A 17686-nucleotide genomic window follows, 5' to 3' on the forward strand; every position below is an offset into this window, starting at 1 on the left:
CTTCAGGACGGGGACGTGGCGTGCCAGTCGTGCAGCGCGAGCAGGGTGTCTGCCATGCCAGCCAGATAGCGCACACCGTCAATGGCGGCAGGCTTGTCGGCAAGGTGGCGTCCTCCGGCCCAGATCTGTGTGCCGGGGGCAAGATCGGCGGCCAGGGTGCGCAGGCCGCTGAAGGCCGCGCGGGCTGGAAAGGCGCCGCTGAAGGACAGCAGGATGACGTCGAAGCCGCCGTTCTGCGCCGTCTTGCGGATGTCTTCCAGCGGTGTCTGGGCGCCCAGTGAGGTGCAGGCCGCACCATGGCTGGCGAGCAGGGCCTGGGCAAAGAGCAGGCCGAGGCTGTGCAATTCGTTCGGAAAGGTGGTCAGCAGCACGCGCGGGCTGCCGGTGCGGATGGGCAGGGCTGTGAGTGCCGCCCGCAACAGGTTCTGCATCTGCTCTGTATATAAATGCTCATGCGCCACTTCGAGTTCGCCGCGCGCCCAGGCCGCTCCGATAGCGATCGACAGCGGGGTGGCGAAGTGGAGCACAAAGTCTTCCAGCCCGAGCGCCTGCAGGCGTTCTTGGAGTGCTGAACGAAGAGTGTCTGCTGCACTGGCTTGTAGCAAGCCGAGCATCCTCTGGACCTCGGCAGGCAGAGCGGCAGGCGCATCGCGCTGCACCAGCAGCGCAGCGAAATCAGTCGGCGAGGCGGCAAAGAGTTTGCCCGGGCGATGGCCCTGGTCCATCAGGCGACGGATCTGGCGCAGGCGCTCAACCTGTTCGCGCGGATAGATGCGCTCGCCATTGGCATCACGCAAGGGTTGCGGGAAGCCATAGCGCTTCTCCCAGACCCTCAGGGTGTCCTTGAGCAGGCCGGTATCCCGCTCCACGGCGGCGATTGAGAGCAGGCCCGGCGCGTCCGGCCGTGTTTCTGCAGACGAGGGCTGATCGCCTGTGGCGGTGGCCAGTTTGCTGCGCGGCGATAGTCTGGAGGAAGACATTCAATAGTTGACCTGTATCAATCTGCTGTCTATCGTAGAGTCACGCATCTAGTTTGTCTAGGACAAAACAGGATTCGAATCCCCCGCAAAGCATGACCGTTACGTCCCTGAACGAGCCGCATTCCAAGGGCTGAAGCCCACCCGACCGGAGCCTGCAATGAAATTGAACGATATCCCCGGAGGGGAAGAGGCCTTATCACGCCGCGATTCAGGCGCCTCACGCCGGATTGCGGTGATCGGTGGCGGGATTGCTGGTCTCGGTACGGCCTGGCTGCTTGGTCGCCGGCATGCGGTGACGTTGTTCGAGGCCGGCCACTACGCCGGTGGCCACGCCAATACGGTGGACATCACGGTTGATGGCGTGACGCATCCGGTTGATACCGGTTTTCTGGTTTTCAATCGCCGCACCTATCCAAATCTGTGTGGCCTGTTCCGTGCGCTGGATGTGCCGATTGCTGCAAGCGACATGTCCTTCGGCGTGAGCCTGCAGCAGGAGGGCATCGAGTGGGCCGGTACCGACCTCACGACCCTCTTTGCCCAGTATTCGAATCTGGTGCGGCCCGCGTTCTGGGGCATGCTGCGCGATCTGCGCCGCTTCAATTCCGAGACTACTCGGCTGGCGCGCGAACATGCGGCGCCGGATGTTTCGCTCGGTGAATACCTTGACGCCAACGGCTATGGCGAGGCCTTTCGCCACTGGTATCTGCTGCCGATGGGGGCGGCGATCTGGTCCTGCCCTACCGAGCAGATGCTGGCTTATCCGCTCGCCACCTTCCTGCGGTTCTGCCACAACCATGGCTTGCTCCAGGTGCTCGATCGCCCGCAGTGGATGACGGTGCGGGGCGGCTCGCGTGAATACGTGAAGCGGATGTTGCCGGGTATTCCCGATTTGCGTCTGAATTCACCGGTGGCCGGCGTGCGTCGCGATGCTGCGGGCGTGAGCGTGCTGACGGCGGCCGGTGCCGAGCATTTCGATGCCGTGGTGTTTGCCTGTCATAGCGACACCACTTTGCGCATCCTGGGTGACCAGGCCAGCGTGGGGGAGCGCTCGGTGCTCGGTGCGGTGCGCTATCAGCCCAATCGCGCACTGCTGCACACTGATCCGGCGCTGCTGCCGGCGCGGCAGAAAGTCTGGTCTGCGTGGAACTACCTGACCGGCACCGGCCAGGCCGATCAGCGTCCGGTGAGCGTGTCCTATCTGCTCAACCAGCTCCAGCCGCTGCCTTTCAAATCACCGGTGGTGGTGTCACTGAACCCCTTCCGGGAGCCCGCACCAGAGCATCTGATTGCCAGCTTCGAGTACGACCATCCGGTCTTCGATCAGCGCGCCATCGATGCCCAGGCGCATCTGCCGATGCTGCAGGGCCAGCAACACACCTGGTTTGCAGGCGCCTGGACGGGCTATGGTTTTCATGAAGATGGCATCAAGTCCGCAGTCGACGTGGCCGCCATGCTCGGCGTGGTGGCGCCCTGGAAGGCGCGTCAGTTCGATTTCGCCGGAGCGACGGCATGAACACCGCGCCTGGCCTGGCGTTTGGCGCGGTGATGCATGAGCGCTTCGCGCCGGTCACGAACCGCTTCAGCTACGCCATGTTCACCGTCTGCCTGCCACTCTCGCGTCTCGAAGACGTCGCTTCGCCGCTGCTGGGAATCGAGCGCCTGCGTCTGTTTTCCTTCTACCGCAGGGATCACGGCGCGCGTGATGGCTCGCCCTTGCTGCCCTGGTTGCGGGCCATCCTGCAGCGCAAGGGGCTGGCGGAGGTCTGCGATGGCGAAGTGATGCTGCAGACCATGCCGCGCCTCTTTGGCTTTGTCTTCAACCCGGTCAGCTTTTGGTATTGCCTGGATCGGGAGGGCCGCGTGCGGGCGGTGCTGGCCGAGGTAAGCAACACCTTTGGCGAGCGCCACAACTACCTGATTGCGCATGAAGACCAGCGCGAAATCCGGGCTGGCGATGAGCTGCGTGCGCGTAAGGTTTTCCATGTTTCGCCTTTCTATCCGGTGCGCGGCGAATACCGCTTCCGTTTCCATACCGCCGGCCAGCATCTGGCGGTGGTGATCGATTATTTCGACGGTGGCTTGCTGCAGCTCGCGACCCGCGTCTCCGGCCGCCTGCAGCCCCTGAGCGCAGCGAACCTATTCAAGGCCTGGCTGCGTTGCCCGCTGCTCACGCTTGGTGTGGTGGCCCGCATCAATCTTCAGGCGCTGCGCCTGCTGGCCCGGCGCGTCACTTTTTTCCGCAAACCCGCAGCTCCGATCGAGGAGACCACATGAACGCCCGAAGCGATGGCAGCGTGATCAACGCTGCTGAACTCAGCCCCACTTTGCCGGCACTGCGCCGCAAGCCCTCCCGCGCCATGCGCCTGTTGCTGGACATGCTGGCCAGGATCGAAGGCGGTAGCCTGCTGCTGCGCCTGCCCGATGGCAGCAGCCATCTCCTGGGCAGCGGGCCACAGGCAGCTACGCTCACCCTGCATGACGAAGCCGTTTTCGGCCGCATCCTCGCCGCCGGTTCCATTGGTTTCGCTGAAGCCTTCATGGACGGCGCCTGGGAGACGGACCATCTGCCGGCGCTGCTGACCCTGCTGGCCCAGAACCGCGCTGTGCTGGAGCGGGCCATTCATGGCAATGCCCTGCGCCTGGCCGGGCACTGGCTGTGGCATCGCCTGCGCGCCAATACCCGGCGTGGCTCTAAGAAGAACATCGAGGCGCATTACGACCTTGGCAACGATTTCTATCGCCTGTGGCTCGATCGCACGATGAGCTACTCCAGCGCCCTGTGGCCGACCCCGGACGCCAGCTTCGAGGAGGCCCAGCTTGAGAAGTATCGCCACGCCCTGCGCAGCATCGGGGTGCAACCGGGCCAGCATATTCTTGAGATCGGCTGCGGCTGGGGGGGGCTGGCCGAAGTGGCATGCAAGGAGTTCGGCGCCCGCGTGAGCGGGGTGACGCTCTCACACGAGCAGCTGGCCTGGGCGCGCGAGCGCGCCGAGCGCGAAGGCTTCGCGGACCGCGCTGAATTCAAGCTCTGCGATTACCGCGATCTCACCGGGCAGTACGACCACATCGTCTCCATCGAGATGATCGAGGCGGTGGGTGAGGCCTTCTGGCCTTCCTACTTCGCTCAACTGCGCGCCTTGCTCAAGCCGGGAGGGCGAGCCGTGGTCCAGGCGATCACTATCGACAACCGCCTGTTTGCCCACTACCGCAAGGATGTGGACTTCATCCAGCGCTACATCTTCCCGGGCGGCATGCTGCCTTCGCCGGAGGTGTTTCGTGCCCAGTCCGCCAAGGCTGGCCTGCAGCCAGTGGCCGAGCGTGCCTTCGGACTGGATTACGCGCGCACTCTGAACGAGTGGCTGCAGCGCTTCAATGCACAGCTTGATGCGGTGCATGCGCAAGGTTTTGACGCACGTTTCGTGCGCATGTGGCAGTTCTACCTCGGCTACTGCGAAGCCGGCTTCCGCGCCCGCAATACGGATGTGTGGCAGTACGTGCTGAGCCACCGCGGGGCTTGAACGCCATGCTCCGCGTTCTGTGCCTCCTGCTCATCAGCCTGTTCGCCGGCAGCGTCTTTGCGCTGCCCGAGGCCGCACGCCAGAACGCGCCGGACTGGCGGGCGCTGGGCCAGGGTGAGATGCGCTGGTTCGGCCTGCGCCTGTATGGCGCCGAGCTGTGGGTGCGCGGTGCCGGATGGTCGCGCGAGGGGCCCTTTGCGCTCAAGCTGACCTATGCCCGTGAGATTCCCGGGGGGCGGATCGTGGATGCCAGCGTGGGCGAGTTGCGCCGCCTGGGCTACCGCGACGAAGTGCAGCTCGTGCGCTGGCGTGAGCACATGACCCGCGCCTTTCCGGATGTGCGGGCCGGGGACAGCATCACTGGCGTGTTTCTGCCCGGGCGCGGTGTGCAGTTCTGGTTCGGTGAGCAGCTGCGCGCGGAAGTGACGGATCTGGAGTTCGCGCGCGCCTTCTTTGATATCTGGCTAGATCCGCGTACCCGTGAGCCGGCATTGCGCGAACGCTTGCTGGGTTTGCGCGGATGAGCAGCGACGCGGCCGGTGCGCGCGCGTCTTCCGCTACGGTACCCAAGCTCTCCGCCGCGAGCTTGCTGGCTTACGGTTTGCTGGGTTTGCCGCTGGCCTTCGTGGCCCTGCCGATCTATGTCCATCTGCCCAAGCTCTACGCCGACTTTGGTTTGTCGCTTGCCACGATCGGCGCAGTGCTGCTCGCGGCGCGTTTGTGGGATGCCGTCATCGACCCGCTGATCGGCTGCTGGGGCGATCGTGCCCGGGATCGGCGCCGGGCCATTTTTGCGGCCGTGCCATTGCTGGGTGCTGGTTTTCTCGGTCTGGTGCAGCCCCCGGTCGGGGCGGGCGCGGCCTGGTTGCTGGGCATGCTGCTGCTGGTCTATCTGGGCTATTCGCTGGCTTCGGTCAATCACCATGCGCTGGGGGCCGAGCTTTCGCCGGATCCGCAGGAGCGCACCCGCATTACCGCCATACGTGAGGGGCTGGCCTTGTTCGGTGTGGTGCTGGCCGCTGTGCTGCCAGGCCTGCTCGGGGCGACACTGGCCGAGGGCCTGGCACGGCTGGCCTGGTTGTTTGCCGGGGTTCTGGTGCTGGCTGTACTGGCGCTGCGTCGGCTGGCACCGCTTGCGGCGCTCGCTCCGGCAGCCCGCATGAGTCTGCATGCGGCTTTGCGCAGTTGGCGCTTTCGGCGCCTCTTGGCGGTTTTCGCGCTCAGCGGCATTGCGGCGGCAATTCCGGCCTCGCTGCTGCTTTTTTTCGTAGCCGATGTGTTGCAGGCCGAGGCGCAGTCTGGTTCCTTCCTTGCCATCTACTTCGTGGCCGGGGCGGCGGGCCTGCCGCTGTGGGTGTGGCTGGCACGGCGGCGCGGCAAGATCTTCGCCTGGGGCTGCGGCATGCTGCTGGCGGTGGGCGTCTTTGGCTGGGCTGCCACGCTGGGCGCAGGCGAAGTGCTGGCTTTTGGCCTGATCTGTGCGCTGTCGGGGATTGCGCTGGGGGCGGATCTGGCTTTGCCGCCCTCCATTCTCGCGGACCTGATTACGCGCGAAGGGGGCGGGGCGGGCAGTTACTTTGGCTGGTGGAACTTCGTCGCCAAACTGAATCTCGCGCTGGCAGCTGGCGTGTCGCTGCCCCTGCTGGGCTGGCTGGGTTATGTGCCGGGCGGGCGGGATGAAACCGGCTTGCTGGCACTGGCCTGGATCTATGCCGGGGTTCCGGCGTTTCTCAAACTCATGTCACTGCTGCTGCTCATTCGGCAGCGCAAGGAGATCGCATCATGAAACGCACACTGCTCGGGCTGATCGCAGGCCTGTTCCTGCTGGCGGGCTGCGCCAGCGTCGAGGTGGGGGACTACCGTGCCGAAAAACCCGCGCTCGATTTGCGGCAGTACTTCAATGGCCGTCTGGATGCCTGGGGCATGTTCCAGGATCGCTCTGGCAAGGTAATCAAGCGCTTCCATGTGGCGATGCGGGCCAGCTGGCAGGGTGAGGTCGGCACGCTGGACGAGGATTTCACCTATTCGGACGGCACCAAGCAGAAGCGCATCTGGACCCTTACTCGCCAGACCGACGGCAGCTACATCGGTCGTGCCGATGACGTGGTGGGTGAGGCGCGTGGCGAGCTGGCCGGCAACGCGTTGCGCTGGCGCTATGTGCTGGCCCTGCCGGTGGATGGCAAGGTGTACAACGTGAACTTCGATGACTGGATGTACCTCATCGATGACAAGGTGATGCTCAACCGCTCCTTCATGAGTAAATTCGGCTTCGAGCTAGGGCAGGTGACCTTGTCATTTACGAAACAGGACTGAGTTCAGCAGCCTGCGCCGGAGTGCCGGGTGGCGCGCTCACGGGGCTGGTCAGTAGAGGATTGTGATGAAGCCCTTAAATCCGAAGATCACCGATTGGCGTGGCCGCCGCGTGTGGCTTATCGGCGCCTCGACCGGCATTGGCGAGGCGCTGGCGCGCGAACTCTCCGCGCTGGGCGCGCGGCTCATGCTGAGCGCCCGCAATGCTGATCGCCTGAGCCAGCTCGCGCGGGAACTGCCCGGTGCGCTCATCCTGCCGCTGGACATCAGCCGGAGCGAGGCGTTGCAGCCTTCGGCGCAAGAGGTAGAGCGTCTGCTCGGCAGGCTGGATGTGGTGGTTTTCAATGCGGGCACCTATCAGCCTTTGCGGGCCTGGGAGCTCACGCCGCAGAACATCCGTGCCACGTTGGAGGTGAACCTGCTGGGCGTGATGGACGGCGTGGCCGCCGTGCTGCCGGCCATGCTGGCCGCCGGGCAGGGGCATCTGGTGATTGTGGGTAGCGTGGCGGGCTATCGTGGTTTGCCCAAGGCGGCGGTATACGGCCCCTCCAAAGCTGCGCTGATCAACTTTGCCGAATCGATCTGGCTGGATCTTGCGCCGCGCGGCGTTGCCGTGAGTCTCGTCAACCCCGGTTTCGTGGCGACACCGCTGACTGCGCAGAACGATTTCCGCATGCCGGCGCTGATCAGCGCGCATGAAGCGGCCACGCAGATCCTTGCCGGGCTGGCGCGGGGTGAATTCGAAATCCACTTTCCGAAACGCTTCTCACGCTTTCTCAAACTGCTGCGCCTCTTGCCGGCGCGGCTCTACTTCGCGCTTGTGTCACGGACGGCTCGCTGATGGAAAACACCCTGCAAGGACTCGTCGAGTGGTACCAGACCCTCAGCCCTGACAGCGTCGCCCGGGCGGGTGAGTTTTACGCGCCGCAAGCGCACTTCAAGGATCCCTTCAATGATGTGCGCGGTGTGCCGGCCATCGAACGGATCTTCCTTCATATGTTCGCGCAGCTGGAGTCCCCGCGTTTTGTGGTGCGTGACGTGTGCCGTGGGGAGGGCAGCGCCATGTTGTGCTGGGACTTCGCTTTTTCGGCCCGTGGCGTTGCATATCGGCTACAAGGCAGCAGTCGGCTGGAATTTGACCCGAATGGGCAGGTTTCATCCCACGTGGATTACTGGGACCCCGCAGACGCCCTGTTCATGCGGGTTCCGCTGCTTGGCTGGGTGTTGCGAAAACTTTACAAAAGCCTTTCCGCCACCTGAGGGCTTGCGTATTGCGTCACGTTTTTTAGAGTACTCTTCCGGCACAACATCAACAGGCCCTTGCGGCCCCAGAGACAGGCGGGTGGAGTGATGAACGTATTTGCGCGCAATATCCTTCTGGTCGATGACCATGCCCTTTTGCAGCATGCCTTGAAGGCCATGCTCGAACCGATTCTGGCGGGGGGGGAAATCATCTGTGCTGCATCAGCTCAGGAAGCCGTTGCCGCGTTGCGGGCGGGCAAGACCTTCCACCTCGTGTTGCTGGATCTGAAACTGCCTGACAGCGACGGCCTGCGACTGATGACGCTGCTGCGCCGCGAAGTTCCGGGCGTGCCAGTGGCGATCTTCTCTGGTCAGGATGCTCCGATCTATCGCCAGCTTGCGCGTGAGGCCGAAGCCGATGGCTTCCTGTCCAAGTCCATGGACCCGAGCGCGCTCGTCGATGGCGTGCGCACCCTGCTGGCCGGCCGTCGCTTCTATGACGATCAGCTTGAGCGCAACCGGGGCAACGGCAGCAACGGCGAGTCGCGTCCGCGCCCCAAGCTGAGCCCCAAGCAGGAGCGCGTGCTGTGCTGTCTGATGGAAGGGCTCTCCAACAAGGAGATAGCCCAGCGCCTGGATCTTTCCGAGCGCACCGTGAAGATGCACTTGACCTCGGTGTACCACGTGCTGGGCGTGAATACCCGCTCACAGGCCATTCTCGTGGGCCAGACCCTGAATCTGTCGATGCCGCCGGAAGATGCGTGAAGCGGTAACCGGCAGCCCCGCCGCCCGTTTGCTGCTATACATGCGCCTGCTGATGGTGGCGGGCTGTGTTGCCTGTCTCGGCGTATTGCTTGGCCATGATGGCCTGACGATCCTGGGTGTGTTGTGGAGCGTTTTTGCTGCGGGCATCTTTGCTGCCCTGTGGTATTTGCTCGAGCGTTTGCAACGTTTGCCCGCCAGGATTGAGGTGCTCGCTACGCCGCAGCAGCAGGAGGGAGAATTCCTCTCTGCGATGGGCCACGATCTGCGCCAGCCAGCCCAGGCCATCGCGCTCTTTGCGGCGACCTTGTCGGCCCACCCCTTGCCCGACTCCTCGCGCAAGCTGGTCAGCGGCATCGAGTCAGCGGTGGAGCAACTCTCCGAGCAGCTCGAAGCGGTGTTTGCGATTGCCAAGCTGGAGGCCGGCCGGGTCGAATGCAGCACAAGACCGCTGTCACTTGACGGCTTGTTCTCGCAAGCAATCAACAGCCATCTGGATGAAGCGCACGAGCGCCAGTTGCACTTGCGCCACGTGCCTACCGCGCGCCGGGTGCTGGGGGATGAAGCGATGCTGCTTAAGGCCATTGATCGCATGGTGGCGCATGCCGTGGCGATTACTGGTGAAGGTGGTGGGGTAGTGCTGGGTGCTCGCCAGCGTGGCTCCATGGTACTGATTGAGGTATGGGACAGCAGCGAGGGGATTGCGGTTGAGCTGTTGCCACAGGTTTTCATCCCGGGGTCCAGCTACGGTCAGAACCTCAAGGATCGTGGTCTGGGGCTGGTGCTTGCGCGCCGCCTTGCTGTCCTGCAGGGCGGTCAGCTGACACTGGCTTCGCGTGTCGGGCGGGGTTGTCTGTTGCGCCTGGCGCTTCCGGCTGCCTGAGTCGTCTCCCGCGGAAAAAGCAAAGGGCCGCATTGCGCGGCCCTTTTTACGTCTGGCTTATTGTGCCGGCGCTGCTGGTTGGCTTGGCTGGACGCTGAGTTGCCGGGCTTTCTCCGGCGAAATGACTTCGATCACGTTGACGACCTTGCGGACCCCTGAGGTCGAGCGGGCGACCTGTGCCGCAACATTCGCTTCGGTTTCGGTCAGCAGGCCCATGAGATAGACCGTGCCGGACTCGCTGACGACTTTCACATTGTTGGCCGACAGCTCCTTGGCATTGACCAGGCGGGTCTTCACCGAGGAGGTCAGCCAGGCGTCATTGCTGCGCGCAGTGAAGGAGGCTGGGTAGCCGATGCTCACTTCGTTATAAACCTCCAGTACATTCGGCACGCTGCGGGCATGGGCTTCGACTTCGGCGCGACTGGCTTCGTCAATTGCCTGTCCAGTCAGCAATACCCAGCGGTGGTAAGCCGTGGCCGAGACATTGGTCTTGGCTTCAAGCGCAGCCGGGAAGCCACGGTTGAACTTGTGTTCGATTTCCGTATCCATCAGTTGTTCGCTGTAGGCACGGCGGTCCATCGTGGAGGCTACTCCGGTACCTACGCCGGCAACTACCAGCGGGACGCAAGCTTGCAGCAATCCGCCAGCAACGAGGATGCAGCTCAGGGTTCGCAGTTTCATTTCATTCCTCTCCCATCAGCAGACAGTCGATGCCATCACAGATGCAGTGGATGGCGAGCAGGTGGATTTCCTGGATCCGGGCGGTGCGCTCATGTGGCACGCAGACGTGTACATCGCCTTCGCGCAGCATGCCGGCAAGCATGCCGCCGCCTTTGCCGGTGAGCGCTACCACGCGCAGGTCACGTTCATGGGCCGCTTCGATGGCCGCGAGGATGTTGGGCGAATCACCGCTGGTGGAAATCGCCAGCAGCACATCATGCGGCTGGCCCAGCGCACGAACCTGCTTGGCGTAAACTTGTTCCCAGGAGTAGTCGTTGGCGATGGCACTCATGGTCGAGCTATCGACCGACAAGGCAATGGCTGCCAGCTCTGGGCGCTCGCGTTCGTAGCGACCGATCAACTCGGAGGCGAAGTGCTGGGCATCTGCTGCCGAGCCGCCGTTGCCGCAGGCGAGGATCTTGCCGTTGGAGAGCAGGGTTTGCACCATCAGTTCAGCGGCATCTGCCAGCGGCAGCGAGAGCTGCTCGGCGGCAGCCAGTTTTGTCTGGGCGCTGTCTTCGAAGTGCAGGGCGATGCGGGAAGCGAGATCCATCGTGCTTACACCGCCAGACCAGTCAGCTCATCACAACCCAGGGCGATGTTCATGCACTGAATGGCCGCGCCGGAAGCGCCCTTGCCGAGGTTGTCAAAACGGGCGACGAGCAGGATCTGCCCGGCATGGCCAAACACGAAGAGCTCGGCACGGTTGGTATCGTTGCAGCGCGTGGCGGGCAGGAAACCGGCTTCCACCACTTCGCCACCGCCCAGCGGCATCACCTTCACGCAGGCTTCGTCGGCGTAGTAACGCTTCAGTTCAGCATGCACGGCCTCTGGCGTGAGGCCGTTCAGCAGACGCGGCAGCAGCGGCACCGATACCAGCATGCCTTGCGCAAACGGGCCGACCACCGGGCTGAATATAGGAGCGTGGGCGATGCCTGTCAGCGCCTGCATTTCCGGCAGGTGCTTGTGGCCGAGGCCTAGCGCATAGATACGTGGTGAGAGCATGTGATCGGGCAGGGCGCCCTGGCCTTCGTAGTCGGCAATCATTTCCTTGCCGCCGCCGCTGTAGCCGGTGAGCGAAGTGCAAGTGAGCGGGTAGTCCGCTGGCACCAGACCTGCCGCGACCAGTGGCGCGATCGTCAGGATGAAACCGGTGGCGTGGCAGCCCGGTACGGCAATGCGCTGGGAGCTGCGCAGGCGTTCGCGCTGACCATGCAGTTCGGGCAAGCCATAGACCCAGTCCGGATTCGCGCGATGGGCGGTGCTGGCATCCAGGAAGCGGGTGCGGGTGTTGCCTGCTGCCAGCAGGGCGACAGATTCCTTGGAGGCCGCATCAGGCAGACACAGGAAGACTACGTCGGCGGCGTTGATGTACTCGGCCTTGACGGCGGGATCCTTGCGCTTGTCTTCGGGGATCGTGAGGACTTCGACGTCTGCGCGGCCAGCCAGCCGCTCGTCGATCTTGAGACCGGTGGTGCCGTGACGGCCGTCGATGAAAACCTTGTAAGTCATGGATGCCTCTGGGGATGTCTGCTTCATTCAGAGCGGATTGTAAACGAGAGGTTCAAAAAGAACCCGGCCCTTGGGCGATCAGAGCTGCCGCCGGGTGTGCGTCGCAACAAAACAAAACCCCCGCCGGTTGCCCGGAGGGGGTTTTGTACGCGATCAATGCTGCCGATTCGTGACCGGATCGGCGTCAGCAGAGATTTAGCGAGCTTGCCAGCCGCCGTCGACGTTCACGATGGCGCCGTTCACGTAGTCAGAAGCTTCGGAAGCCAGGAACACTGCGGTGCCGGCCAGGTCTTCCGGCTCGCCCCAGCGACCGACCGGGATGCGATCCAGGATGGCCTTGTTGCGGGCTTCGTCAGCGCGGATCGGAGCGGTGTTGGCGGTAGCGATATAGCCCGGGGCGATACCGTTACAGTTGATGCCCTTGGCGCCCATTTCGTTGGCGATCAGCTTGGTGATACCCGCGATGCCGTGCTTGGATGCGGTGTAACCCGGCACCAGGATGCCGCCTTGATAGGAGAGCATCGAGCAGATGTTGATGATCTTGCCCTTGCCGTTGCGGCCAACCACGTGGCGGCAGAAAGCTTGCGACAGGTACATCGGTGCATACAGGTTGATCTGCATGACGAAGTCGAAGTCTTCTTCGGTGTGCTCGAGGAAGGGCGCGCGGCGGATGGTGCCCGCCACGTTTGCCAGGATGTCGACTTGACCAGCCAGCGCGACGGCCTGATCGATCACGCTTTGCGGCGCGCCCTTGGCGGTCAGGTTGGCTTGCAGGTACCAGTATTTGCCACCGGTCTTGGCGACAGCGGCTTCCATGGCGGCGGTCGATTCGGCGGCCATCGGTGCGAAGTCGGCACAGATGACGTTAGCGCCAGCTTCAGCCAGCTTGGCAGCGATAGCAGCGCCAATGCCTTGGGCACCACCGGTAACGAGGGCGACCTTGCCCTTCAGATCAAACGGATTGCTCATTCTGTAACTCTCCCGATATTGAAAAAGCCCGCTCGTAAGGGGAAGGGGCTGAGGCACCGTGACGCCCTGGCTGCCGCCTACGGTCTGAAACCGAAGGCGGGAGTGTAAGCCAGCCGGTTTACAGGAACCAGACCGGGCGACACAAAAGCCCTCCGAGTTTACCCGAATCCATAAGGTGTGGCACTTGCGATAGCCACAGGCTTTTGCTTGAGCGGGTTGGATTTGCGCAGGATCAAGGCCGGGGCGGGAGCGGTGCAGCCACCTCGATCTCGATCCGCCGGCGCGGATCCACATGATCGCGCAGACGGCTGATGCGGGCTTCCAGTGCTTGGCCCTGATCCAGTGCCTGGGCAACCGCGCCGTTGTCCGAGCGCGGCAGGTAGCCCAGCGCCTGCCCCTGCCAGTCGACACGCACCGCCAGGGCATCGTAGGGGTTGGCGGCTTCGCGGCTGAGGCTCAGTGCGTCACCTTCACGGAGGTGCGACCAGAGCTGTTCGGCGCTGTGATGACTGAAGCCGGCGAGGGCGCTACGTTGCAGGACGAGGCGCGGATGCTGGGCGAGGACGGGGGAGATGCCAAGGAGCAGGGCGGCAAGCAGCGGGCCACGCATATCAGGTGCGCTCCATGCTGAAGGCGGCCTGGATCCATTCCGGAGCATGGGCATCCAGCTCGTTCAGAAGTACTGCATCAAAGCGGCAGGGGCGTTGGCGGTAAACGCGCCCGGTGCCTTGCAGCCAGTATTTTGCGGCCAGCACGATGCGCCGCTGCTTGGTTGGGGTGATGCTGGCGGCGGCGCCGCCGAAGTCGCGGTGGCGGCGCAGACGGACTTCGACGAAGGCAATGTGACCGGCATGCTCGGCGATCAGATCAATCTCGCCGCCCTTGCAACGCACGTTGCGGGCCAGGATCCGTGCGCCGCGTGCAACCAGATAGGCCTCGGCCAGCCGCTCGGCCTGCACACCCGAGCCTTGCAGCGCATGGCGGCGCAGCAGACAATCGAGCACTTTCCGGAATCCCGCGATCAAAGCGTCCATGGCCATCCTGCTCAACGAAGAAAATCCGCTCCACGCCTCGCCGGCATTGTATGTGGTGGCCACCCCGCTCGGTAACCGGCTGGACATCAGTCTGCGCGCGCTGGCCGTGCTGCGGGTGGTGGGGACGATTGCAGCGGAAGACACCCGCCACAGCCTGCGTCTCCTAGATGCGCATGGCATTAGTGCGAAGATGCTCGCGCTGCACGAGCACAACGAGCAGGAGGGCGCGACGCGCATCATCGCCCTGCTCGAAGCCGGCCAGCATGTGGCCCTGATTACCGATGCCGGTACGCCGGCCGTATCCGATCCCGGTGCGCGGCTGGTGGCGCGTGTGCAGGAGGCGGGCTTTCCGGTGGTGCCGGTGCCCGGGGCCTGTGCGGCGATTGCGGCACTCTCGGCTTCGGGTCTGGCGGCGGCGCATTTTCATTTTCACGGCTTCCTGCCGCCCAAGCCGACAGCGCGCCGCACGACGCTTGAAGGCCTGCGCGGCATCGATGCGGCACTGGTGTTCTACGAGGCACCGCACCGCGTGCTGGAGACGGTCGAAGATCTGGCTGCCGTGCTGGAGCCTGAGCGCGAGCTGGTGTTTGCGCGCGAGCTGACCAAGCTCTTCGAGCAGATCGCGCGCATGCCGCTGGGGGCCGCACTGGAATGGTTGCGCGCGGACCCGAATCGCCAGCGCGGCGAGTTCGTGCTGCTGGTGGGGCCGGCACCGCAACGCGAGGGCCTTCCACCCGAAGCCGAGCGGGTGCTGAAGCTGCTGCTGGCCGAGTTGCCGCTCAAAACAGCGGCCAAGCTGGCGGCCGAGATTACCGGTGCGGCCAAGAATGCGCTGTATGAACTGGGCCTGCGCCTGAAGGCTTGAGTCGCTCGCTCAGTCGCTCGCCACCCGCTCCTCGCGCAGGTTCTGCTGGTACTCGCGCGGGGTGCAGCCCAGTTCGCGGCGGAACACTGCATGCATGTACTGCAGCGAGGTGAAACCGCACTGCACGGCAATCCGGCTGCATGAGAGCTGACCATCGCGCAGCAGGTCCTGAGCCCGGCCAAGCTTGGTGTGCATGATCTCGTCATGCACCGTGTAGCCTAGCTCCTTGCGGAAATAGGCGTCCAGCGTCGAGCGGGCGATCCCGAGATGATCCACGACCTGTTCGGCCTTGATGCCTTGGGCGGCGTACTGGCGGATGTAATGGCGGGCGCGCATCACATACGGGTTGCTCAGCGGACGATGCTGACTGGAGGCCGCAACATGAATGCCGCTCGGCGCCACCAGCACCGGAGCGGCGTGCTCGCGGCCCCCGCGCAGCAGGCGGTGGAGCAGGTGGGCGGCGGTGCGCCCCATCTGGTCGGTGCCCTGGATCACCGAGCTGAGCGGGATGCGCGAAAGCGTGCGGGTGAGCGGATCGTTGTCGATACCGATGATGGCCACCGCTTCCGGCACCGGGATCTCGGCGCTGAGGCAGGCCTGCAGGATGTGGCGCGCGCGCGCGTCATTCACGGCGATGATGCCGATGGGTTTCGGTAATTGCTGCAGCCAGTCGATCAGCTGCTGCTGGGCGCCTTGCCAGCTCTGGGCTTCGGTTGTGCTGCCACGAAAGAGCGAGCCTTCGGCGCCGGTTTCAGCGAGCAGCTCGTTGAAGGCCTGCTCGCGCTCCTGGGCCCAGCGGTTGCGTGGCGTGGGGGGCGTGCTGTACATCGCGAAACGTGGCAGGCCGGCGCCCATCAGGTGTTCAAAGGCGCAGCGCACCAGCTGGCGGTTATCCGTTGCCACATAGGGGATGCCTGCCGGGTAGTGGGCCGGGTCAGTGTAGGAGCTGCCGACGGCCACCACCGGACACTGGATGCCGGTCAGTGCGCTAGCGATGTCCGGGTCGTCGAAGTCGGCGATGATGCCGTCGCCCTGCCAGCCGGCCATGTTTTCAGGGCGGCAGCGAAAGTCTTCTTCCATGAAGAGCTCCCAGGCGGCCCGAGTGGAACCGAGGTAGGCGCCAATGCCGGCAACAATCTCGCGGTCATAGACCTTGTTGGCATTGAAGAGCAGGGCAATGCGATGAGACTGCAGGCCGCTGCTGGCCGGGCCGGAAGAAAAGCCAAGGCTGCTCATTGCCGCCCCCTGCCTTGCGCGGCGCGGTGTTTCTGCCAGGCCGGATATTCCTGCTCGAGCAGCGCGCGTGGCAGTTCGGTGAACCAGTTGTATTTGACGCGTCGCTCGTAGGCAATTTCGGCGAAATCACTGCGCTTGACGCTGTCGCGCGAGCTGAACAGGGGCTTGCCGCTGTCCAGATCGTAGAAGCGTGCCCAGGTGCCGGGAGCGGCGGGGTCCTTGACCAGCACATAGTCGAAGCCCATCTCCAGTGTGCGGTCCTCGCGCTTGATGCGTTTCTGGCCAGGCAGGCGGGCAGCCTTGAGCCAGTTCGCCCCATCCTGCACGGCACGCACCACGGCAGGCGAAGGCTGTTCCAGACTCATCAGGAAGCGCAACACATTCACGCTCTCGCCGCCGCTGATCGAGGGGAGCTCGTAGGAGCGCCCCATGGCTGGCGCCAGTGTGTTCTCGTCGTACTGGGCGCACCAGCCGGCTTTCTTGCCGCCTACCACGAGCTGGGTCTTGAGGATCAGATCGATGCCACGGCGCAGGGCATCCTGTGCGCGAGTGCGGCGGGCGGTGTCTACGAAGCGGAATTCGGCCGTGGGCTGAGCAATGTCGCGCATCACTTCGAGCACGTTGGCCATCGCATCATCGTTGAAGGTGATGCGCTTCTTGTAGCCGACCGGATCGGGCCAGAACTGTTGCCAGCCGCCATTGGCAAGCTGGGCGGCGAAGATGTAGTCGAGGCCACGATTGAAACCGGCGCGGTACTTCTCGTCGCCGAAGGCGCTGAAGGCGCGGGCCAGCACCTTGATCTGCTTCATCGTGGAATCGTTGTCGATCGTGGATTTGCCGCGCCAGCCTGTCAGTGCCGCCGTATTCACCGGCACCAGCATATTCACCGTACGCTCAAGCTTGGGCCAGCCGCCGTCGGCATTCTGATAGCCGAGTACGACATCGGCGAGCTGGCGACCTTCGGCGCTGTTGTAAAAGGCCGCACTCTGCTCGGTCATGCTGGCCTCGGTGATCTTGCCGCCGCTGGCTTGCTGACTGATCTTGCTGGAGGCAGGCAGGATGAAGGTGGCCGAGAAGCGCTGGCGCGCTTCATCCCATTTCGGGAAGGCGCCAAACAGGCTGAAAGTGGTTTCGAGCGGCAGCCACAGACTGCCATTGCGCCACTCCGGAGCGATGCCCAGATCGACCGGGCTGCCATTGCGTTCGGCGCGGGTCTCCCCTGCATGCGCGCTCAGGCTGATGCCGGCCAGACTGTAGCGGCCGCTGTGGCTGGCGGCGTCGAGCTGCGCCTCGCCACCGAGTAGTCCGATGATGTCCTGGATCGGTGCGAACATTTTCTTGCCCGGCTTCAGTTCGGGCTGGGTGTACTGCCCTTCTTCGAGCTCCTGGTAGCCGCCATCCATGGAGAAATTCGGCTCGCCCATGATCAGGGCAATGCTGACCAATTGGCTCTGCGCTGCCCCGGGCACGCTTGTACTGGCGGCTGCAGGCGGGCGTTCTTGCTGGACTGCACAGGCAGCGCAGAGCAGGGCAAGGGCGCTGAGAGCGAGCGGGCGGCGGAGGCGGGCGGGCATGGTGAGTCTCCTGATCGATTTTCTTGCGGCGGGCGCTGAGGCACGCTCATGCGGCGGCAGTATAATCAAATCAGTCAGTTT

General features: G+C 64.0%; 20 protein-coding genes. 11 read left to right on the forward strand and 9 right to left on the reverse strand.

The genetic code is table 11. From position 1 onward, the window contains the following. Positions 1–2: 2 nt before the first annotated feature. Complete coding sequence (locus Q3Y64_RS14135; protein WP_303562769.1) at positions 3–980, reverse strand: MerR family transcriptional regulator; 978 nt, start codon at positions 978–980, stop codon at positions 3–5. Between the two features lie 157 nt (positions 981–1137). Between Q3Y64_RS14135 and Q3Y64_RS14140 the strand changes: the two genes are divergently transcribed. The 10 genes from Q3Y64_RS14140 (at position 1138) to Q3Y64_RS14185 (ending at position 9695) form a co-directional block, all read left to right on the forward strand. Further along, positions 1138–2493, forward strand: a complete 1356-nt coding sequence (locus Q3Y64_RS14140; RefSeq protein WP_303562771.1) for an NAD(P)/FAD-dependent oxidoreductase — start codon at positions 1138–1140, stop codon at positions 2491–2493. Further along, positions 2490–3254 carry a DUF1365 domain-containing protein gene (locus tag Q3Y64_RS14145; protein ID WP_303562773.1) on the forward strand — a complete coding sequence of 255 codons (765 nt, stop codon included), beginning with the start codon at positions 2490–2492 and terminating at the stop codon, positions 3252–3254. The genes Q3Y64_RS14140 and Q3Y64_RS14145 overlap by 4 nt, the downstream gene beginning before the upstream one ends. Positions 3255–3337: 83 nt before the next feature. Then, positions 3338–4498, forward strand: a complete 1161-nt coding sequence (locus Q3Y64_RS14150; RefSeq protein WP_254048302.1) for a cyclopropane-fatty-acyl-phospholipid synthase family protein — start codon at positions 3338–3340, stop codon at positions 4496–4498. Positions 4499–4503: 5 nt separating this feature from the next. After that, a complete protein-coding gene (locus Q3Y64_RS14155) occupies positions 4504–5022 on the forward strand; it encodes a chalcone isomerase family protein (protein ID WP_303562776.1) in 519 nt (172 codons plus the stop codon). Continuing rightward, the gene (locus Q3Y64_RS14160; RefSeq protein WP_303562778.1) at positions 5019–6284 is read left to right on the forward strand and encodes an MFS transporter; all 1266 of its coding nucleotides are present in this window, start codon (positions 5019–5021) and stop codon (positions 6282–6284) included. Before Q3Y64_RS14155 ends, Q3Y64_RS14160 begins: the two co-directional genes overlap by 4 nt. Then, positions 6281–6811, forward strand: a complete 531-nt coding sequence (locus Q3Y64_RS14165) for a DUF3833 domain-containing protein (protein WP_303562780.1) — start codon at positions 6281–6283, stop codon at positions 6809–6811. Before Q3Y64_RS14160 ends, Q3Y64_RS14165 begins: the two co-directional genes overlap by 4 nt. Positions 6812–6875: 64 nt before the next feature. Next, the gene (locus tag Q3Y64_RS14170) at positions 6876–7649 is read left to right on the forward strand and encodes an SDR family oxidoreductase (RefSeq protein ID WP_303562782.1); all 774 of its coding nucleotides are present in this window, start codon (positions 6876–6878) and stop codon (positions 7647–7649) included. Further along, on the forward strand, positions 7649–8068 hold the full coding sequence (locus Q3Y64_RS14175) for a nuclear transport factor 2 family protein (RefSeq protein ID WP_303562784.1): 420 nt from the start codon (positions 7649–7651) through the stop codon (positions 8066–8068). The genes Q3Y64_RS14170 and Q3Y64_RS14175 overlap by 1 nt, the downstream gene beginning before the upstream one ends. A 90-nt stretch (positions 8069–8158) precedes the next feature. Continuing rightward, a complete protein-coding gene (locus Q3Y64_RS14180) occupies positions 8159–8815 on the forward strand; it encodes a response regulator transcription factor (RefSeq protein WP_170022829.1) in 657 nt (218 codons plus the stop codon). Further along, positions 8808–9695, forward strand: coding sequence for a HAMP domain-containing sensor histidine kinase (locus Q3Y64_RS14185; protein ID WP_303562787.1), 888 nt, complete (start codon positions 8808–8810; stop codon positions 9693–9695). Before Q3Y64_RS14180 ends, Q3Y64_RS14185 begins: the two co-directional genes overlap by 8 nt. Before the next feature lie 57 nt (positions 9696–9752). Here Q3Y64_RS14185 and Q3Y64_RS14190 read toward each other — a convergent pair whose 3' ends face one another. The 6 genes from Q3Y64_RS14190 to Q3Y64_RS14215 all read right to left on the reverse strand — a co-directional run bounded on the left by Q3Y64_RS14190 (position 9753) and on the right by Q3Y64_RS14215 (position 13930). After that, positions 9753–10376 carry a BON domain-containing protein gene (locus tag Q3Y64_RS14190; protein ID WP_101944425.1) on the reverse strand — a complete coding sequence of 208 codons (624 nt, stop codon included), beginning with the start codon at positions 10374–10376 and terminating at the stop codon, positions 9753–9755. Position 10377: 1 nt separating this feature from the next. After that, positions 10378–10968, reverse strand: a complete 591-nt coding sequence (locus tag Q3Y64_RS14195; protein ID WP_101944426.1) for a phosphoheptose isomerase — start codon at positions 10966–10968, stop codon at positions 10378–10380. Between the two features lie 5 nt (positions 10969–10973). Further along, the gene (gene argC, locus Q3Y64_RS14200) at positions 10974–11927 is read right to left on the reverse strand and encodes an N-acetyl-gamma-glutamyl-phosphate reductase (protein ID WP_303562791.1); all 954 of its coding nucleotides are present in this window, start codon (positions 11925–11927) and stop codon (positions 10974–10976) included. A 195-nt stretch (positions 11928–12122) separates the two neighbouring features. Beyond that, positions 12123–12896, reverse strand: a complete 774-nt coding sequence (locus tag Q3Y64_RS14205; RefSeq protein WP_170022834.1) for an SDR family oxidoreductase — start codon at positions 12894–12896, stop codon at positions 12123–12125. Positions 12897–13128: 232 nt separating this feature from the next. Further along, entirely contained in the window at positions 13129–13506 is a 378-nt protein-coding gene (locus Q3Y64_RS14210) for an HIRAN domain-containing protein (RefSeq protein WP_303562795.1), read from the reverse strand. 1 nt (position 13507) lies between these two features. After that, a complete protein-coding gene (locus Q3Y64_RS14215; protein WP_303562797.1) occupies positions 13508–13930 on the reverse strand; it encodes a YraN family protein in 423 nt (140 codons plus the stop codon). Here Q3Y64_RS14215 and rsmI point away from each other — a divergent pair. Then, positions 13929–14795 (forward strand): 16S rRNA (cytidine(1402)-2'-O)-methyltransferase, encoded by an 867-nt coding sequence (gene rsmI / locus Q3Y64_RS14220; RefSeq protein WP_303562799.1) that lies wholly within the window; start codon positions 13929–13931, stop codon positions 14793–14795. The genes Q3Y64_RS14215 and rsmI overlap by 2 nt on opposite strands. Before the next feature lie 9 nt (positions 14796–14804). Here rsmI and Q3Y64_RS14225 read toward each other — a convergent pair whose 3' ends face one another. Together Q3Y64_RS14225 and pelA are read right to left on the reverse strand one after the other, a co-directional pair. After that, entirely contained in the window at positions 14805–16031 is a 1227-nt protein-coding gene (locus Q3Y64_RS14225) for a DNA-binding transcriptional regulator (RefSeq protein WP_303562801.1), read from the reverse strand. Further along, positions 16028–17605, reverse strand: a complete 1578-nt coding sequence (gene pelA / locus Q3Y64_RS14230; protein ID WP_303562804.1) for a pectate lyase — start codon at positions 17603–17605, stop codon at positions 16028–16030. Before pelA ends, Q3Y64_RS14225 begins: the two co-directional genes overlap by 4 nt. Positions 17606–17686: the final 81 nt, after the last annotated feature.

It is taken from the genome of Uliginosibacterium sp. 31-12, assembly GCF_030548425.1.
GTDB lineage: Bacteria > Pseudomonadota > Gammaproteobacteria > Burkholderiales > Rhodocyclaceae > Uliginosibacterium > Uliginosibacterium aquaticum.

Bases quoted from the DNA above. Each gene is read 5' to 3' on its own strand.
- Q3Y64_RS14150 (WP_254048302.1), top strand. From the start codon at position 3,338: ATGCGCCTGTTGCTGGACATGCTGGCCAGGATCGAAGGCGGTAGCCTG.
- Q3Y64_RS14160 (WP_303562778.1), top strand. From the start codon at position 5,019: ATGAGCAGCGACGCGGCCGGTGCGCGCGCGTCTTCCGCTACGGTACCC.
- Q3Y64_RS14210 (WP_303562795.1), bottom strand. From the start codon at position 13,506: ATGCGTGGCCCGCTGCTTGCCGCCCTGCTCCTTGGCATCTCCCCCGTC.
- Q3Y64_RS14215 (WP_303562797.1), bottom strand. From the start codon at position 13,930: ATGGACGCTTTGATCGCGGGATTCCGGAAAGTGCTCGATTGTCTGCTG.
- Q3Y64_RS14190 (WP_101944425.1), bottom strand. From the start codon at position 10,376: ATGAAACTGCGAACCCTGAGCTGCATCCTCGTTGCTGGCGGATTGCTG.
- argC (WP_303562791.1), bottom strand. From the start codon at position 11,927: ATGACTTACAAGGTTTTCATCGACGGCCGTCACGGCACCACCGGTCTC.
- Q3Y64_RS14170 (WP_303562782.1), top strand. From the start codon at position 6,876: ATGAAGCCCTTAAATCCGAAGATCACCGATTGGCGTGGCCGCCGCGTG.
- pelA (WP_303562804.1), bottom strand. From the start codon at position 17,605: ATGCCCGCCCGCCTCCGCCGCCCGCTCGCTCTCAGCGCCCTTGCCCTG.
- Q3Y64_RS14225 (WP_303562801.1), bottom strand. From the start codon at position 16,031: ATGAGCAGCCTTGGCTTTTCTTCCGGCCCGGCCAGCAGCGGCCTGCAG.
- Q3Y64_RS14165 (WP_303562780.1), top strand. From the start codon at position 6,281: ATGAAACGCACACTGCTCGGGCTGATCGCAGGCCTGTTCCTGCTGGCG.
- Q3Y64_RS14195 (WP_101944426.1), bottom strand. From the start codon at position 10,968: ATGGATCTCGCTTCCCGCATCGCCCTGCACTTCGAAGACAGCGCCCAG.
- Q3Y64_RS14175 (WP_303562784.1), top strand. From the start codon at position 7,649: ATGGAAAACACCCTGCAAGGACTCGTCGAGTGGTACCAGACCCTCAGC.
- Q3Y64_RS14180 (WP_170022829.1), top strand. From the start codon at position 8,159: ATGAACGTATTTGCGCGCAATATCCTTCTGGTCGATGACCATGCCCTT.
- Q3Y64_RS14205 (WP_170022834.1), bottom strand. From the start codon at position 12,896: ATGAGCAATCCGTTTGATCTGAAGGGCAAGGTCGCCCTCGTTACCGGT.
- rsmI (WP_303562799.1), top strand. From the start codon at position 13,929: ATGGCCATCCTGCTCAACGAAGAAAATCCGCTCCACGCCTCGCCGGCA.
- Q3Y64_RS14185 (WP_303562787.1), top strand. From the start codon at position 8,808: ATGCGTGAAGCGGTAACCGGCAGCCCCGCCGCCCGTTTGCTGCTATAC.
- Q3Y64_RS14155 (WP_303562776.1), top strand. From the start codon at position 4,504: ATGCTCCGCGTTCTGTGCCTCCTGCTCATCAGCCTGTTCGCCGGCAGC.
- Q3Y64_RS14135 (WP_303562769.1), bottom strand. From the start codon at position 980: ATGTCTTCCTCCAGACTATCGCCGCGCAGCAAACTGGCCACCGCCACA.
- Q3Y64_RS14145 (WP_303562773.1), top strand. From the start codon at position 2,490: ATGAACACCGCGCCTGGCCTGGCGTTTGGCGCGGTGATGCATGAGCGC.
- Q3Y64_RS14140 (WP_303562771.1), top strand. From the start codon at position 1,138: ATGAAATTGAACGATATCCCCGGAGGGGAAGAGGCCTTATCACGCCGC.